Source organism: Variovorax sp. EBFNA2 (genome assembly GCF_033802765.1).
In the GTDB taxonomy this organism is placed as follows: domain Bacteria; phylum Pseudomonadota; class Gammaproteobacteria; order Burkholderiales; family Burkholderiaceae_C; genus Variovorax; species Variovorax paradoxus_H.
In genome coordinates this window covers 4,832,683-4,848,803 of record NZ_CP138496.1, presented here as the reverse complement: position 1 = coordinate 4,848,803, position 16,121 = coordinate 4,832,683, and the positions used below count along the sequence as shown (strand labels likewise).

At 69.5% G+C, this 16,121-nt stretch carries 13 protein-coding genes; 12 read left to right on the top strand and 1 reads right to left on the bottom strand.

Going from position 1 to position 16,121, the window contains the following annotated elements:
- Nucleotides 1-38 precede the first annotated feature (38 nt).
- The 10 genes from RZE79_RS22795 to RZE79_RS22750 all read left to right on the top strand — a co-directional run bounded on the left by RZE79_RS22795 (nt 39) and on the right by RZE79_RS22750 (nt 11,887).
- Nucleotides 39-1,106, top strand: coding sequence for a zinc-binding dehydrogenase (locus RZE79_RS22795; RefSeq protein WP_319356965.1), 1,068 nt, complete (start codon nt 39-41; stop codon nt 1,104-1,106).
- A gap of 72 nt (nt 1,107-1,178) precedes the next feature.
- On the top strand, nt 1,179-3,290 hold the full coding sequence (locus RZE79_RS22790; protein ID WP_319356964.1) for a 3-hydroxyacyl-CoA dehydrogenase NAD-binding domain-containing protein: 2,112 nt from the start codon (nt 1,179-1,181) through the stop codon (nt 3,288-3,290).
- A gap of 47 nt (nt 3,291-3,337) precedes the next feature.
- On the top strand, nt 3,338-4,522 hold the full coding sequence (locus RZE79_RS22785; RefSeq protein WP_319356963.1) for an acetyl-CoA C-acyltransferase: 1,185 nt from the start codon (nt 3,338-3,340) through the stop codon (nt 4,520-4,522).
- A gap of 39 nt (nt 4,523-4,561) precedes the next feature.
- Entirely contained in the window at nt 4,562-6,130 is a 1,569-nt protein-coding gene (locus RZE79_RS22780; protein WP_319356962.1) for a long-chain-fatty-acid--CoA ligase, read from the top strand.
- A gap of 55 nt (nt 6,131-6,185) precedes the next feature.
- Nucleotides 6,186-7,379, top strand: a complete 1,194-nt coding sequence (locus tag RZE79_RS22775) for a substrate-binding domain-containing protein (RefSeq protein WP_319356961.1) — start codon at nt 6,186-6,188, stop codon at nt 7,377-7,379.
- Nucleotides 7,380-7,383: 4 nt separating this feature from the next.
- Entirely contained in the window at nt 7,384-8,205 is an 822-nt protein-coding gene (locus tag RZE79_RS22770) for an ABC transporter ATP-binding protein (RefSeq protein ID WP_319356960.1), read from the top strand.
- On the top strand, nt 8,198-8,944 hold the full coding sequence (locus RZE79_RS22765; protein ID WP_319356959.1) for an ABC transporter ATP-binding protein: 747 nt from the start codon (nt 8,198-8,200) through the stop codon (nt 8,942-8,944). Before RZE79_RS22770 ends, RZE79_RS22765 begins: the two co-directional genes overlap by 8 nt.
- A gap of 27 nt (nt 8,945-8,971) precedes the next feature.
- Nucleotides 8,972-10,018 (top strand): branched-chain amino acid ABC transporter permease, encoded by a 1,047-nt coding sequence (locus tag RZE79_RS22760; RefSeq protein ID WP_319356958.1) that lies wholly within the window; start codon nt 8,972-8,974, stop codon nt 10,016-10,018.
- 16 nt (nt 10,019-10,034) lie between these two features.
- Nucleotides 10,035-11,114 (top strand): branched-chain amino acid ABC transporter permease, encoded by a 1,080-nt coding sequence (locus tag RZE79_RS22755; protein WP_319356957.1) that lies wholly within the window; start codon nt 10,035-10,037, stop codon nt 11,112-11,114.
- Nucleotides 11,111-11,887, top strand: coding sequence for a crotonase/enoyl-CoA hydratase family protein (locus tag RZE79_RS22750; protein WP_319356956.1), 777 nt, complete (start codon nt 11,111-11,113; stop codon nt 11,885-11,887). Before RZE79_RS22755 ends, RZE79_RS22750 begins: the two co-directional genes overlap by 4 nt.
- 4 nt (nt 11,888-11,891) lie before the next feature.
- On the opposite strand, the gene RZE79_RS22745 is transcribed toward RZE79_RS22750, so the two are convergent.
- Entirely contained in the window at nt 11,892-12,620 is a 729-nt protein-coding gene (locus RZE79_RS22745) for a GntR family transcriptional regulator (RefSeq protein WP_319356955.1), read from the bottom strand.
- Between the two features lie 195 nt (nt 12,621-12,815).
- Here RZE79_RS22745 and RZE79_RS22740 point away from each other — a divergent pair, with 195 nt between their 5' ends.
- Nucleotides 12,816-14,432 (top strand): AMP-binding protein, encoded by a 1,617-nt coding sequence (locus tag RZE79_RS22740; RefSeq protein ID WP_319356954.1) that lies wholly within the window; start codon nt 12,816-12,818, stop codon nt 14,430-14,432.
- A complete protein-coding gene (locus RZE79_RS22735; protein WP_319356953.1) occupies nt 14,429-16,021 on the top strand; it encodes an acyl-CoA carboxylase subunit beta in 1,593 nt (530 codons plus the stop codon). The genes RZE79_RS22740 and RZE79_RS22735 overlap by 4 nt, the downstream gene beginning before the upstream one ends.
- Nucleotides 16,022-16,121 lie beyond the last annotated feature (100 nt).

Sequence of the window (16,121 nt, the reverse complement as noted above, 5' to 3'; positions counted from 1 at the left end):
TGCGGGTTTTCACGCGAATCAAGGCCATGCAATCCACCATGAAAGCCGCCGTCTTCCGCGGCGTCGACCGGCTCCTGTCCATCGAGGACGTGCCGCTGCCCCAGGCCGGCCCCGGCGAGCTGGTGCTGCGCGTCTTTCATTGCGGGGTCTGCGGCTCCGACCTGCACGCCACGCATCCCGGGCTGTTCACCGTCAGGAGCGGCACGGTGCTGGGACACGAGTTCGCGGGCGAGATCGTCGAGAGCGGGGCCGCCGGCTGGAAGCCCGGCGAGCGCGTGACCGCGCTGCCCAACAATGCCTGCAGCAGCTGCGTCGCCGACGGCCACCGCGAATGCCGCGATGGCCTGGGCATGATCTGCCCCAACAACCGGCTCACCGGCTTCAGCCCGAGCCGGCCCGGCGGTCTGGCGGAATACGTGAAGGTGCCGGTGGGCCAGGCGCTGCGCCTGCCCGACGCGGTGGGCGAGCGCGAGGGCGCGCTGATCGAGCCGCTGGCGGTCGGGCTGCATGCGGTGCAGTCGGGACGGGTGGGGCTGGCCGACCGCGTGCTCGTGATCGGAGGCGGCCCGATCGGCTTGGCGGTCAGCGCTTTCTCGCGCCAGGCTGGCGCCACGCACGTGGTGGTCAGCGAGTTCGCGCCCGGCCGGCGCGAGATTGCGGCCCGTTTCGGCGCCACGGCAGCCATCGATCCGGCCGCGGGCGAGGTGGGCGAGGCCTTCGCGCGCGCCACTGGTGGTGCACCCGACGTGATCTTCGAGTGCGTGGGCGCGGTCGGGCTGATCCAGCAGTGCGTGGACCTGTCGAAGCCGCGCGGCCGCGTGGTGGTGGTCGGCGTGTGCCCGACCGAGGACCGCGTGCTGCCGCAGCGCGCGATGGCCAAGGAGATCAGCCTGCATTTCGTGATGGGCTACGGCAAGCCCGACTGGCGCCGCGTGCTCGAACTGCTCGACGCGGGCAGCGTGGATCCGGCGCCGATGGTGACCGACACCGTGGGCCTGGCCGAGCTGCCCGCGGCCTTCGAGGCGCTGCGTCGGCCCACCACGCAGATCAAGCTGCTGGTGCGGCCCGGGTCGCCCGGGTCGATCCCGAGCCGATCAGCGAGTTGACGCAAGAGACGCGAAAACCCCTTTGCTAGCCTTCCCCGGTGACTTCGCAGTGCGCTTCGCAGCGTCTTTCCCATGACTGAAATCGTCTCTCTCGAGCGGCACGGCGACATCGCGGTGCTGACCATCTCGAACCCGCCGGTGAACGCGTTGTCGCCCGTCGTGGTGGCCGGCCTGGACGCGGTGGTGAAGGCCTTCGAGGCCGGTCGCTCGTACCGTGCACTGCTGCTGCACAGCAGCGGCCGCACCTTCGTGGCGGGCGGCGACATCCATTCCTTCGACGACCCCGATTTCTCGGCCGCGCTGTTCAACGGCACGCTCGCGCGCATCGAGGCGCTCGACCGCCCGGTGGCAGCGGCGCTGCACGGCACCGTGCTCGGCGGCGGGCTCGAGCTGGCGCTGGCCTGCCACTGGCGCGTGGCGCTGCCGTCCACGAAGCTGGGCCTGCCCGAAGTCAAACTCGGCATTCTGCCGGGCTCGCTGGGCACGCAGCGGCTGCCGCGCCTCACGGGCGTGAAGCTCGCTCTCGACCTGATAGCCTCGGGCCGCAGCATCGGCGCCGAAGCCGCGCGCGCCGCGGGCATCGTCGACGAGGTGCACGAGGGCACGCCGCTCGAGGTCGGCCTGGCCTTCGTGCAGCAGCTGCTGGCCAAGGGCGCCGGCACGCGCCGCACCAGCGAGCGCGCGGTGCCCGACGAAGACCTGCCCGCGGACTTCTTCGCGCAGGCGCTGCACGAGGCCGAGACGCGCAAGCGCTTCTACCCCGCGGCACGCAACATCGTGCGGGCGGTGCAGGCCGCGGCCACGCTGTCCTTCGCCGAAGGCGAGGCGGCCGAGGCGCGGCTGTTCGAGGAACTGCGCGTCTCGCGCGAGTCGCAGGCCATGCGCCACCTGTTCTTCGCCGAGCGCCAGGCCGCGAAGATCCCGGGCCTCGCGCGGGAGGTGGCGCTGCGCCGGGTGCGCAGCGTCGGCATCCTGGGCGCGGGCACCATGGGCGGCGGCATCGCGATGAACTTCGCCAACGCTGGCATCCCGACGGTGCTGGTCGAGGCAACACAGGCCGCGCTGGACCGCGGCATGGGCCTGATCCGGGCCAACTACGAGGTCAGTGCGGCCAAGGGCCGGCTCACCGATGCGCAGGTCGCGCAGCGCATGGCACTGCTGCACGGCACGCTCGACGATGCGGCGCTGGGCACTTGCGACCTGGTGATCGAGGCCGTGTTCGAGAACATGGAACTCAAGAAGCAGGTCTGCGCGCGGCTCGGCCAGGTCTGCCGACCCGGCGCGATCATCGCGACCAACACCTCGACGCTCGACGTCGACGTGCTCGCCGCGGCCACGGGCCGCCCGGACGACGTGGTCGGCATGCACTTCTTCAGCCCGGCCAACGTGATGCGCCTGCTCGAGGTGGTGCGCGGCGAGCACACGGCGCCCGAGGTGCTGGCCACGGTGATGCAGCTGGCGCGCACCATCGGCAAGGTGGCGGTGGTGTCGGGTGTGTGCTACGGCTTCATCGGAAACCGCATGGCCGAGGTCTACATGCGCGAGGCCGAGTTCCTGATGATGGAAGGCGCGAGCCCGTCGCAGATCGACGGCGCGGTCGAGGCGCTGGGCATGGCGATGGGCCCGTGCCGCATGCTCGACATGGCCGGCATCGACGTGGGCGCCAAGACCGTCATCGAGTACGGCAAGGCCGGCGGCCTGCCGCCCGACGACAGCTACCGCGCGGTGGTGCGCCGGATGTTCGAACTGGGCCGCTTCGGCCAGAAGACCGGCGCCGGCTACTACCGCTACGACGGCCGTAAGCCCGTGGACGATCCCGAGACCGCGCGTATCGCCGCCGAGATGGCTGCCGCGCACGGCATCGCGCGGCGCACCGGCATCGGTGCCGAGGAGATCGTCGAGCGGCTGCTCTACCCGCTGGTCAACGAGGGCGCAAAGATCCTCGAGGAAGGCATCGCCTACCGGCCGGGCGACATCGACATCATTTGGACCGCGGGCTACGGCTTCCCCGATCACCAGGGCGGCCCGCTTTGGATGGCCGATCGCCTCGGGCTGGCCGCGATCGTCGCGCGGCTCGAACACCACGGCCGCACCCGCGGCAACGCCTTCGGCTACTGGACCGTGTCGCCGCTGCTGGCTTCGCTGGCGCGCGACGGCCGGCGCCTGTCCGACTGGCGCGCCTGAGCGGCACCCCTGCCTTCGTACCCAACCGACACCACCGAGAGAATCCCATGAAAGAAGCCGTCATCGTTTCCACCGCGCGTACGGGCATCGGCCGTGCCTACAAGGGCGCGCTGAACCACACCAGGTCCCCGTCGATGCTGGCCCACGCCATCTCGCACGCGGTGCAGCGCGCCAAGGTCGACGGCGCCGAAATCGAGGACGCGGTCATCGGCTGCGTGCTGACCGGCGGCACGGCCGGCATGAACCTCGCGCGCAACGCGGTGCTCGCGGCCGGGCTGCCCGACACCGTGTCGGGACAGACCATGGATCGCCAGTGCGCCTCGGGCCTGATGGCCATCGCCACCGCTGCCAAGCAAGTGATGGTCGACGGCATGGACATCGTGATCGCGGGCGGCCACGACAACATCTCTGCGGTGCAAGAGGCCTACATGGCCTGGGTCGCAAAGGAGAAGGACCCGCGCGTGATCGAGCACGCACCCAACGCCTACATGCCGATGCTGCAGACGGCCGAGTTCGTCGCGAAGAAGTACGGCATCTCGCGCGAGTCGCAGGACCGCTATTCGCTCGCGTCGCAGCAGCGCACGGCGGCGGCGCAGGCGGCCGGCCGCTTCGATGCCGAGATCGTGCCCTTCACCACCAGCATGGCGGTGGTGGACAAGGCGACCAACGAAGTGTCGTACCGCGAAGTTACGCTCGACCGCGACGAGGGCAACCGCCCCGAGACCACGCTCGAGGGACTAATGTCGCTCAAGCCCGTGATCGAGGGCGGTGTGGTGACCGCGGGTAACGCGAGCCAGCTGTCCGACGGTGCCTCGGCCTGCGTGGTGATGGAGCGCGGCCTGGCCGAGCGCCGCGGCTTGGCGCCGCTGGGCATCTACCGCGGCATGTCGGTCGCGGGCTGCGCGCCCGAGGAGATGGGTATCGGTCCGGTCTACGCGATCCCCAAGCTGCTCAAGCAGCACGGGCTCACGGTCGACGACATCGGCCTGTGGGAACTCAACGAGGCCTTCGCCTGCCAGGTGCTGTATTGCCGCGACCGGCTGGGCATCGATCCCGAGAAATACAACGTGAACGGCGGCGGCATCTCGATCGGCCATCCCTACGGCATGACCGGCGCGCGCGTGGTCGGCCACGCCCTGATCGAAGGCAAGCGCCGCGGCGTGAAGTACGTGATGGCCACGATGTGCGTGGGCGGCGGCATGGGCGCCGCGGCGCTGTTCGAGGTGGCCTGAGCCGCGCGGACCCAGAAAAAAACGAGACGGAGACAGAACATGCAGCAGGACCAGACCCTGGTCGACAGCCTGAAACGGCAACTGGCCGAGCGTCCCGACGCGATCGCCTACCGCAACGGCGAGCGGCGTCTGAGCTACCGCGACGTCGAGGCTCACACCAACCGCATCGCCAACGCGCTGGCCGCGGCCGGCGTGCAGCGCGACACGCGCGTCGCGGTGCTGACCAAGCAGCACATCGAGTGCATCCTCGTCACGCTGGCCGCGTGCAAGCTGGGCGCGGTGTGCATGCCGGTCAACTGGCGGCTGTCGGCGCGCGAGATCGAGTACATCGTCAACAACGGCGAGGCGCCGTTCCTCATGGCCGATGCAGAGTTCCTGCCGGTGGTGGAGAAGGCCGGCATGCCGGGCGTGAAGACACTGGTGTGCACCGGCACGGCCACGGGCGGTGTGCCCTCGCTGGCCGACTGGTACGCAGGCGCATCCGATGCGTTCACGCCGGTGGTGGCCGGCACGCACGATGCCGCGCTGCAGCTCTACTCCTCGGGCACCACCGGCCTGCCCAAGGGCATCGTGCTCTCGCACGCGGGGCTGCTCTCGACCTCGCGCGTGGTTTCCATGGAGTGGAAGTTCGACCACCGCCACGTGCTGGGCAACCCGCTGCCGGTGTTCCACGTCGCAGGCATGACGATGCTGCTGCTCACGCTCCACACGGGCGGCCAGACCTCGGCCTATGCCGAGTTCGATCCCAAGGCCTACCTGCGGGCCTTCGCGCAGCACGGCATCACGCACACATTCGTGGTGCCCGCGATGATCCTTTTCATGCTGCAGGTGCCCGATGCGAAGTCGCACGACTTCGGCACGCTGCAGCTCATGGCCTACGGCGGCTCGCCGGTGAGCGAGACGGTGCTGCAGCAGGCATTCGAGGTCTTCGGCTGCGACTTCCTGCAGGTGTACGGCCTGACCGAGGTCTCGGGGCCCGCCACTTTCCTGTTTCCCGCGGACCATCGCGCGGGCAACGCCGAGTTACTGCGCTCGGCGGGTCGGCCCATCGGCGGTGGGCGGCTGCGCATCGTCGACCCGATCGGCCTGCAGGACCTGCCTGACGGCGAGGTCGGCGAGATCTGGATCGAGTCCGACCGCAACCTGAAAGAGTACTGGCGCAACCTGCAGGCCACGGCCGCGGCCTATCCCGAGGGCCGCAACGCCAACGGCGGCTGGTTCCGTTCGGGCGACGCCGGCTACCTCAAGGACGGCTACCTCTACATCAACGACCGCATCAAGGACATGGTCCTTTCGGGCGGCGAGAACATCTACCCGGCCGAGGTCGAGAACGTGCTGATGCGGCATCCCGCCGTGGCCGACGGCGCGGTCATCGGCGTGCCCGATGCGACCTGGGGCGAGGCGGTCAAGGCCTGCGTGGTGCTGCGGCCCGGCGCCACCGCCGATGCGCGCGACATCATCGATTTCATGCGCGCCAACCTCGCGCACTACAAGTGCCCCAAGAGTGTCGACATCGTCGAGGCGCTGCCGCGCAACCCCAGCGGCAAGGTATTGAAGCGCGTGTTGCGCGAGCCCTACTGGAAGGGCCAGCAGCGCGCCGTGGGCTAGGGCGCCGCACGGCCGTTCCAGGCAGAGACCCCGATACATCAAGAAGGAGACAAGCATGCTGAAGAAACTCGTCGTCGTGGCCACCGCCGCGTTCGCCTGCTGGATCGCGCCGCAGGCGCTGGCCCAGGAGAAGCCGATCAAGATCGCGTTGATCGCGAGCAAGACCGGCCCGTCGGAGGCTTATGCGCGCGACACCGAGCGCGGCCTGCGCCTGGGCCTCGAGTACCTCACGCAGGGCTCGATGACGCTGCTCAACCGCAAGATCGAGGTGATCGTCAAGGACGACCAGATGAAGCCCGAGCTGTCGAAGGCGATGCTCACCGAGGCCCTGGCCGATGACAAGGCCGACATCGCGGTCGGCACCTCGTGGTCGGGCGGCGCGCTGTCGATGGCGCCGGTGGCCGAGGAGTACGGCAAGATCCTGATGGTCGAGCCGGCCATCGCCGATTCGCTGACCGGTTCGGCCTGGAACAAGTACCTGTTCCGCGCCAGCCGCAATTCCTTCCAGGACGCGCTGGCCAGCGCGGCCGGCCTCAAGGACGGCGACAACATCGCCTTCCTCGCGCCCGACTACGTGTACGGCAAGGACGGGGTCAAGGCCTTCAAGGACGCGCTGGTCTCGACCAAGAGCAAGGCCAAGGTCATTCACGAGGAATTCATTCCGCTGTCGACCTCCGACTTCACCGCGCCGATGCAGCGCATCTTCGACCGCATGAAGGACCTGCAGGGCAAGAAGTACCTGGTGGTGATCTGGGGCGCACCGAACCCGATCCGCAAGATCTCGGAACTGAACCCGGGCCGCTACGGCATCGAGTTCCTGTCGATCGGCGGCGCCAACCTCGAGAACGCCAAGCCCTGGAAGGGCCTGGACGTGTCGGGCGGCACCTTCTACTACTACGGCTTCCCCAAGAACGCGATGAACGACTGGCTCGTCGCCGAGCACCAGAAGCGCTACCAGGTGCCGCCGGACCTGTTCACCGCGGGCGGCTTCGTCACCGCCGCGGCCATTGTCGCGGGCATCAGGAAGGCCGGCTCGGTCGACACGCCCAAGCTCATCGCCGCGATGGAAGGCATGGAGTTCGACACGCCCAAGGGCAGGATGACCTTCCGCAAGGAAGACCACCAGGCGCTGCAGTCGCAGTACCAGTTCCGCATGAAGAAGTCGCCCGCCGGCGAGTGGGACCTGTTCGACCTGGTGCGCGAGATCCCGGCGTCGGAAATGCCGCTGCCGATCACCGTCAAGCGCTGACGGCATGACCAGCCCCGGTACTTCCGCAACGACGACCCGGCCCGCACCCGCGCTCGCGAGCCGCGGGCTCGGCATCCGCTTCGGCGGCCATGCCGCGGTCGACGACGTGACGGTCGAGTTCGCGGCCGGCACGCTGACCGCGATCGTCGGCCCCAACGGCGCGGGCAAGACGACCTACTTCAACCTGCTGTCGGGCCAGCTCTCGGCGAGCGCGGGCGCGGTGTACTTCAAGGGCGAGGACATCACGCGCCTGAACGCGGCCCAGCGCACCACGCGCGGCATCGGCCGCGCCTTCCAGCTGACCAACCTGTTCCCGCGCCTGAGCGTGGCGGAGAACGTGCGGCTCGCGGTGCAGAGCCGCCATCGTGCGGGCTTCAACATGCTCGCGATGTGGCGCAGCCGGGGTGACCTGATCGAGCAGGCCGAGGCCTACCTCGAGCAGGTCGGCCTGGCCGCGCGGCGCGACGACCTCGCGGCCAAGCTGCCGCATGGCGACAAGCGCAAGCTCGAGGTCGCGATCCTGATGGCGCTCGAGCCCGAGATCGTGATGTTCGACGAGCCCACCGCGGGCATGAGCGTCGACGAGGTGCCGGTGATCCTCGAACTCATCCGCAGCCTCAAGGCGCGCGGCGACAAGACCATCCTGCTGGTGGAGCACAAGATGGACGTGATTCATTTGCTGGCCGACCGCATCGTCGTGCTGCACAACGGGCGGCTGGTGGCCGACGGCCTGCCGGCCGAGGTGATGGCCTCGGCCATCGTGCAGGAGGCCTACCTGGGCATGAAGCGCACGACCGCCGCACGCCGGGAGGCCGCGCATGCATGAAGCCCGCAAGGAAGACGCCACGCCGCTGCTCACGCTCGCGGGCGTGCACACGCACATCGGCGAATACCACATCCTGCAGGGCGTGGACCTGATGGTGCCGCGCGCCGGCCTCACCGTGCTGCTGGGGCGCAACGGCGCGGGCAAGAGCACCACGCTGCGCACGATCATGGGCCTGTGGCAGGCCAGCCGCGGAAAGCTCGTGTTCGACGGCATCGACATCACGGCCGAGAAGACGCCCGATATCTCGCGCCGCGGCATCGCCTTCGTGCCCGAGGACATGGGCATCTTCTCGGGCCTGACGGTGCAGGAGAACCTGCGCCTGGCGGCCATCAGCGGGCGCTTCGACGAAGCGCGGCTGGAGTGGATCTTCGGCCTGTTCCCCGCGCTCAAGCGCTTCTGGCTGCGGCCCGGCGGCACGCTGTCGGGCGGGCAGAAGCAGATGGTCGCGATCGCACGCGCCATCATCGAGCCGCGCAAGCTGCTCTTGATCGACGAGCCGACCAAGGGCCTGGCGCCCGCGATCGTCGACAACCTTGCGCAGGCCTTCGAGGACCTCAAGGCCCGCGACACCACCATCCTGCTCGTCGAGCAGAACTTCCACTTCGTGCGCTCGCTGGGCGACCACGTGGCGGTGATGGACGACGGCCGCATCGTGCATGCCGGCAGCATGCAGGCGCTCTCGGCCGACGAGGCGCTGCAGGCGCGGCTGCTCGGCCTGCATGCCGGCGCGGTGCACTAGCGCCCGCGCACATTGAACGGAGAGCCCATGGCTGCCATCGAATCTATCCTGACGCCGGAAACGGCGACGCCCCCGCCCGCGCTCGAGGCCTTGCCCGGCCGCACGCGCGATCTCGTGCCCGGCGCGATCATCCTCGCCTTCGTCGCGGTCGCGCTGCCCGTGATCGGCAGCGTGCCCACCTGGATCACGCTGACCGTGGCCGCTCTCGCGATGGGCATGATGCTGTTCATCATGGCCAGCGGGCTCACGCTGGTGTTCGGCCTGATGGACGTGATGAACCTCGGCCACGCGGCCTTCGTGGCCGTGGGCGCCTACACCGCGACCCTGCTGGTCGGGCCGCTGCGGCACCTGCTCGAATCGCCCTCGGTCTGGGCCAGCCTGGCGGCGATCGCGGCCGTGATCGCGTTTTCCATGCTGGTCACTGCCGCGCTCGGCTGGGTCTACGAGCGGCTGTTCATCAAGCCGGTGTACGGCGACCACCTCAAGCAGATCCTGATCACCATCGGCTCGATGATCATCATCGAGCAACTGGTGCTGGTGCTCTTCGGCGCCAACCAGATGCTGCTGCCGCTGCCCGAGGCGGTGCGCGGCTCCTTCCTGTTCGGCGACGTGGCCATCGAGCGCTACCGGCTGGTGGCGGTCGCGGTGGGCGTGGTGGTGTTCATCGGCTTGACGCTGCTGCTCAACCGCACGCGCATCGGGCTGCTGATCCGCGCGGGCGTCGAGAACCGCTCGATGGTCGAGGCGCTGGGCTACCGCATCCGCGGCATCTTCGTCGGCGTGTTCGTCGCCGGCTCGGCGCTGGCCGGCCTGGGCGGCGTGATGTGGGCGTTCTACCGCGAGCAGTTCACGGTCGCGATCGGCGCCGAGGTGCTGGTGCAGATGCTGATCATCGTGATCATCGGCGGCCTGGGCTCGGTCACGGGCTGCTTCGCCGGCGCGATGCTGATTGCGCTGAGCACCAACTACGTGAGCTTCCTGCTGCCCGACCTGGCGCTGGTGTCGAACATCCTGGTGATGATGGTCGTGCTGCTCTGGCGCCCGCAGGGGCTCTATCCCGTCAACAAACACTAGAACCGCGGCCGCCATCATGCTGACCCGACTCCTCTCCGGCGACTTCCCGCGCAGCCGCATGCTCTCGACGCTGCTGGTGCTGATCCTGCTGTACCTCGCGACCGCGCCCTTCCTGTTCTCGGGCGCTCGCTCGCTCAACGTGGCGGCCACCGTCTGCGTGTTCATCGTGCTGGTCGCATCCTTCGACCTGCTGCTGGGCTACTGCGGCGTGGTGTCCTTCGCGCATGCGATGTTCTACGGCATCGGCGCCTACGGCGTGGCGATCGCGATGTACAAGATGGGCCCGACCTGGTCCGCGATGGCCACGGGCGCCGCGGCCGCGATCGCGGTGTCGGTGCTGCTGTCCTTCCTGATCGCGCTGATCTCGCTGCGGGTGAAGGCCATTTTCTACACCATGATGACGCTGGCCTTCGGCGCCGCCTTCGGGGCGCTGGTGATGCGGCTGAGCGGAATCACCGGTGGCGACGACGGCCGCACCTTCCGCCTGCCCGAGGTGCTGACACCGGCCTACCGGCTGTTCGAGAACCCGGTCTTAGGGACCGCCATCAACGGCCGCGTGCTGACCTACTACCTGATCTTCTTCGTATCGGCCGCGCTGTTCCTGCTGATGCTGCGGGTGGTGAACTCGCGCTTCGGCCGCGTGCTCGAGGCGATCCGCGAGAACGACTTCCGGGCCGAGGCCATCGGCTATCGCACGCTCTACTACCGCATCGCGATCAATTGTCTGGCCGCCGCGCTGGCGACTTGCGCCGGCATCCTGATGGCGCTGTGGTTGCGCTACGTGGGGCCGCAGACCACGGTGGGCTTCAACGTGATGCTCAATATCCTGCTGATGGCCGTGATCGGTGGGCTGGGCACGGTATATGGCGCGGTGGTGGGCGCGGTGCTGTTCATCGTGGCCGAGAACTACCTGCAGAGCCTGATGGGCGGGCTGAGCGGCTCGCTGACGTCGGTGCCGCTGCTGGCCAAGCTGTTCCACCCCGACCGCTGGATGCTGTGGTTTGGCCTGGTGTTCGTGCTGTCGGTCTACTTCTTCCCCAGCGGCATCGTCGGTAAGCTGCGCACTGCGCTGCCCGGCAGCACGGGGCTGCGATGAGTGCGCCGATGCAGGCCGTCGGCACGCATGTTGAGGGGCACGTGCTGGTCGTCACCCTCCAGCGGCCCGAGGTGCGCAACGCCGTGAACATGACGGTGGCGCGAGGCATCGCCGCGGCGATGGAGCGGCTCGACGCCGACCCGGCGCTGCACGTGGGCATCCTCACTGGCGCCGGCGGCACCTTCTGCGCCGGGATGGACCTGAAGGCCTTTGCGTTCGAGGGTGTCGAGCCCGCGATCGAAGGCCGTGGTTTCGCCGGCCTGTGCGAGGCCCCGCCGCGCAAGCCGCTGATCGCCGCGGTCGAGGGTCATGCCGTGGCCGGCGGCTTCGAGATCGTGCTGGCCTGCGACATGGTGGTGGCGGCGCGCGGCGCGAGCTTCGGCCTGCCCGAGACCAAGCGGGGCCTGGTCGCCTCCTCGGGCGGCCTGATGCGTCTGCCGCATCGCTTGTCAGCCAACCTCGCGATGGAGATGGCGCTGCTGGGCGACCCGATCTCGGCCGAGCAGGCGCTGGCCTGGGGCCTGATCAACCGACTGGTCGAGAAGGGCGAGGCGCTGGCCGCCGCCCTGAAGCTGGCGCAGGCCATCGACGCCAACGCACCGCTGGCCGTGGCCGCGAGCAAGCAGATCGTGCAGGCCTCTCGCCACTGGAGCGACGCCGAGATGTTCGAGTCCCAGCGCCCGATCGCGCGGGCGGTCAACGGCTCGGCCGATGCGCGCGAGGGTGCGGCGGCCTTTGCGCAGAAACGCCCCGCGCGGTGGCAGGGGCGCTGAGCGCTCAGTTCAGCCTGAAGTCCGACATGCGCGGCAGCGTGCGCTCGCCCGACTTCTGAAGGTGCCGGCGCATGCGCTTTTCGGCCTTGTCTTGGTCGCCCTCGAGGATCGCCTCGGTGATGGCGCGGTACTCGGCCACCATCGAGCGTAGATCGGCCGTTGTGAGCGAGTGATAGAACTGCGCGCGGAACAGGTGGGCGCGCGCCTGCGGCAGCACGCGGTCCAGCTCGCTGCTGTTGGCGATCTCGAACATCACCTTGTAGTAGTTGGCACGTTCGTCGAGCACGCGGTCGAGCGCCTCAGGGCTCTCGGCGTGGATGAGCTTCTGCGCCGCGGCCTCGAAGCGGCGCGCGTTGTGGCCGATGCCGATGTTGGCCGCAGCCAGCCGAGCCGCCAGGCCCGACAGTACCTCCAGCACGCCCAGCAGGCTGGCCGCGTCCTCGCGCGAGAGCGATCGGATCACCGCGCCGCGGTGCGGCGTGAGGTCGACCACGCCGCTCGACGCGAGGATGCGCAGCGCCTCGCGCACGGTGCTGCGGCTCACGCCGAGGTCGCGCGTGAGGTCGGCCTCGATCAGCCGCTGGCCGACCGTGAAGCGCCGCATCAGGATGCCCTTGCTGATGGCGTCGGCCACGCGGTCGGGGGTGCTGCGCGGGTGCGCGGTCTTCTTCTCGGCCGCCTTCTCCCTGACGGCCTCGGGCCGGAAGGCGGATGCTTTCTCTGTGTTGTTCATGCGGGATCCCGCGGTGCGGATGAGGAAAGGCCGGAAGGCCGAAGGACATCGGGATTTTAGGAGCGGCTGACCCGGCGCCTCAAAGGGAAAGCACGGTGACGGCGTCATTGATTGTCTGGCAATATTTACAGACAATTAAGGTTCGACAGATGGCGTTCAGCCCCTGCCGCTGCATCGAAGGAGACATCCCGCTTCATGAGCCAGAAGACCGAAGACGTCATGGACCTGCCACCGCTGGCACGGCGCACGCTCGCCGCGGTGCTCGAGGGCCACCTGCGCGTGCGCGCCGACCAAGTGGCGGTGCGAGACACCGAGCGCGGCATGAGCTACGCGATGCTGTACGAAGAGGCGTTGGCCTTCGCGGCCGGCTTCTCGCAGATGGACGTGGCGCGGCAGGAGCCGGTGCTGCTGATGCTCGACAACCACCTCGACTTCGTGATCGCCTGGTGGGCGCTGTCGCTCACCGGGCGCGTCGAGGTGCCGGTGAACACGGCCTACAAGGGCTCGATCCTCGCGCACGTGATCAACAACTCCGGCGCGCGCGTGATCGTGGCCGACGCCGGCTACCTGCCCGTGCTGCAGGTGGTGGCCGACCGGCTCGAGCACCTGGTGCACGTGGTGGTGCGCGGCGCCGCGGCGCCGGCCGCGCTCGGCCCGCGCCTGCAGCAGCGGCCCTGGGCCGCGCTGCGCGGGCCACGCGAGGCGCCCGCGCAACTCGATCCCTGGGACCTGATCGGCATCATGTACACCTCGGGCACCACCGGCCCGTCGAAGGGTGTGCGCGTCACGCACGCGCATGCCTACGGCTACGCGGCGCCGCAGGTGCTGGGCCTGGCCGACCCCAACGACGTGTCGCTGTGCACGCTGCCGCTGTTCCACATCGGCGGGCAGTGGGCCGCGATCTACAACAACCTGATCGCAGGAGGCAGCAACGTGCTGCTGCCACGCTTCTCGGCCACCACCTTCTGGGACGACGTGCGCCGCCACGGCTGCACCTACACCATGCTGCTGGGCGCGATGGCCAACTTCCTGTTCCGCCAACCCGCGCGGCCCGACGATGCGGTGCACCCGCTGCGGCGGGTGATGATGGTGCCGGTGATGGCGCAGATCGACGCGTTCAAGGCCCGCTTCGGTATCGAGGCCGTGTGCACGGCCTACGGCCTGACCGAGGGCTCGACCGTACTGCGCGCGCCCGTGGGCCGCGCCGAGCCGGGCAAGGTCGGCTGGCCGCGGCCCGACTTCGAGGTGCGGCTGGTCGACCGCCACGATCGGCCGGTGGCCGACGGCGAGATGGGCGAGCTCGTGATCCGCACCGACGAGCCCTGGATGGTGATGGATGGCTACCACGACATGCCGCAGGCCACGGCCAACGTGTGGCGCAACCAGTGGCTGCACACCGGCGACGCGTTCCGGCGCGAGCCCGACGGGCAGTTCGTCTTCCTCGACCGCATCAAGGACGCGATGCGCCGCCGCGGCGAGAACGTGTCGAGCTTCGAGGTCGAGAAGGAGATCAACGAGCACCCGGCTGTGCTCGAGTGCGCGGTGATCGCGGTGGCCAGCGACGCGAGCGAGGACGAGATCAAGGCCTGCGTGGTGCGCCGCGAAGGGCAGGGCGTGGAGGCCGCGGCGCTGCTCGCCTTCCTCGACGAGCGGCTGCCGTACTTCATGGTGCCGCGCTACGTGGAGTTCGTGGCCGAGCTGCCCAAGACACCGACCGCCAAGGTCCGCAAGCAGCAGCTGCGCGAGACCGGCCTCAACGCGCAGACCTACGACCGCACGGCCGATCCGGCCGCGCCCCCAAGGAAGAGATGAGCAACGACACCCCCACGCATTCGCCCGGCGCGACGCGCCAGGCCTTCGACGACTTCATCGCGCGCCGCGACGCGCTGTCCGACGCGGCCCGCCCCCGGGCCATCGCGCGCCAGCATGCGCTGGGCAAGCTGTCGGCGCGCGAGCGCATCGCGCTGCTGGTCGACCCGGGCAGCTTCCACGAGATCGGTGCGCTGGTCGAACCCAAGCGCGACACCTTCGACACCGAGTCGCTGCAGGCGCCCTTCGACGGCGTGATCACCGGCCATGCGCGCATCGACGGCCGACCGGCGTGCCTGTGCGCCTTCGACTTCACCGTGCTGGGCGGCTCCAACGGCCGCATCGGCGAATACAAGGTCGAGCGCCTGGCGCTGCATGCGCTCGAGCACGGCTGCCCCTTCGTGATGCTGCTCGACGGCGGTGGCCACCGCATCCAGGAAGGGCTCGACAGCCGCCATTTCGCGCAGGGCTCGCACTACTTCCAGACTGCGGTCGCGCTCTCGGGCTGGGTGCCCACGGTGGCGGTGGTGATGGGGCCGGGTTTCGCGGGCCCGTCGAACTTCGCCGCGCTCTGCGACTTCGTGGTGATGGTGCGCGGCACCTCGACCATGGGCATCGCCGGCCCGGCGCTGGTGGCCGCGGCCACGGGTGAGGTGGCCGACAAGGAAGCGATCGGCGGCGCCGCGGTGCAGGCCGACCGCAACGGCCTGGCCGACATCGCGGCCGGCGATGACGCCGAGGCGCTGGCGCTGGTGCGCGCCTACCTGGGCTACATGCCGTCGAACGCGCGCCTGTCGGCGCCCGTGGCGCCCGCGCGCGAGCCCGACGCGCAGGCCGAGGCCGGCCTGCCCGCCGTGATACCCGACAACCCGCGCAAGCCCTACGACATCGGCGAAGTGATCGCGGGCATGGTCGACGAGGACTCCTTCCTCCAACTCAAGCCGGGCTTCGCGCCCAACCTGGTGGTGGGCTTTGCGCGGCTCGAGGGCCGAGCCGTGGGCCTCGTGGCCAACCAGCCCCTGCACTTGGCCGGCACGCTTGACGCCAAGGCCTGCGAGAAGGGCGCGCACTTCGTTTCGGTCTGCGATGCCTTCGGCCTGCCGCTGGTCTACCTGATCGACCTGCCGGGCTTCCTCGTGGGCAGCCAGGCCGAGGACACGGCGCTGGCGCGGCGCAGCGCGCGGCTGCTGTTCGAGCTGGGGCAGGCGACGGTGCCGCGTGTGTCGGTGGTGCTGCGCAAGGGCTACGGCCTGGGCTACATCGCGATGTGCGGCGGCCGCAGCTTCGACGCCGATCTCTGCGTGGCCTGGCCAACGGCCGAGATCTGCGCGATGTCGGTCGAGGGCGCGGTCGACGTGGCCTACCAGAAGCAGGTGAATGCGGCGCCGGTGCCGGCCGAGAAGCGCGAGCAGCTGATCTCGCGCTTTCGCGAGCAGTTGGGCGCGCTGCATGCAGCCGAGCATTTCGGCATCGACGACGTGATCGATCCGCGCGACACGCGTTCGGTGATCGCCGCCACCTTCGCGCGCTGCCTGCCGCGCAAGGCCAGCCGCGGCTGGCCCGACAAGCGGCACGGCATCTCGCCGATCTGACATGGGTGTTTGCCCGGGGGGAGGGGGGTGCGGGCCGCAGCGTCTGGACACAAGACGCTCCTGCGGGCCCTGCCTACGCTGCGGGCATGTCGCCGAAGTG

Bases quoted from the DNA above. Each gene is read 5' to 3' on its own strand.
- RZE79_RS22795 (WP_319356965.1), top strand. From the start codon at position 39: ATGAAAGCCGCCGTCTTCCGCGGCGTCGACCGGCTCCTGTCCATCGAG.
- RZE79_RS22790 (WP_319356964.1), top strand. From the start codon at position 1,179: ATGACTGAAATCGTCTCTCTCGAGCGGCACGGCGACATCGCGGTGCTG.
- RZE79_RS22785 (WP_319356963.1), top strand. From the start codon at position 3,338: ATGAAAGAAGCCGTCATCGTTTCCACCGCGCGTACGGGCATCGGCCGT.
- RZE79_RS22780 (WP_319356962.1), top strand. From the start codon at position 4,562: ATGCAGCAGGACCAGACCCTGGTCGACAGCCTGAAACGGCAACTGGCC.
- RZE79_RS22775 (WP_319356961.1), top strand. From the start codon at position 6,186: ATGCTGAAGAAACTCGTCGTCGTGGCCACCGCCGCGTTCGCCTGCTGG.
- RZE79_RS22770 (WP_319356960.1), top strand. From the start codon at position 7,384: ATGACCAGCCCCGGTACTTCCGCAACGACGACCCGGCCCGCACCCGCG.
- RZE79_RS22765 (WP_319356959.1), top strand. From the start codon at position 8,198: ATGCATGAAGCCCGCAAGGAAGACGCCACGCCGCTGCTCACGCTCGCG.
- RZE79_RS22760 (WP_319356958.1), top strand. From the start codon at position 8,972: ATGGCTGCCATCGAATCTATCCTGACGCCGGAAACGGCGACGCCCCCG.
- RZE79_RS22755 (WP_319356957.1), top strand. From the start codon at position 10,035: ATGCTGACCCGACTCCTCTCCGGCGACTTCCCGCGCAGCCGCATGCTC.
- RZE79_RS22750 (WP_319356956.1), top strand. From the start codon at position 11,111: ATGAGTGCGCCGATGCAGGCCGTCGGCACGCATGTTGAGGGGCACGTG.
- RZE79_RS22745 (WP_319356955.1), bottom strand. From the start codon at position 12,620: ATGAACAACACAGAGAAAGCATCCGCCTTCCGGCCCGAGGCCGTCAGG.
- RZE79_RS22740 (WP_319356954.1), top strand. From the start codon at position 12,816: ATGAGCCAGAAGACCGAAGACGTCATGGACCTGCCACCGCTGGCACGG.
- RZE79_RS22735 (WP_319356953.1), top strand. From the start codon at position 14,429: ATGAGCAACGACACCCCCACGCATTCGCCCGGCGCGACGCGCCAGGCC.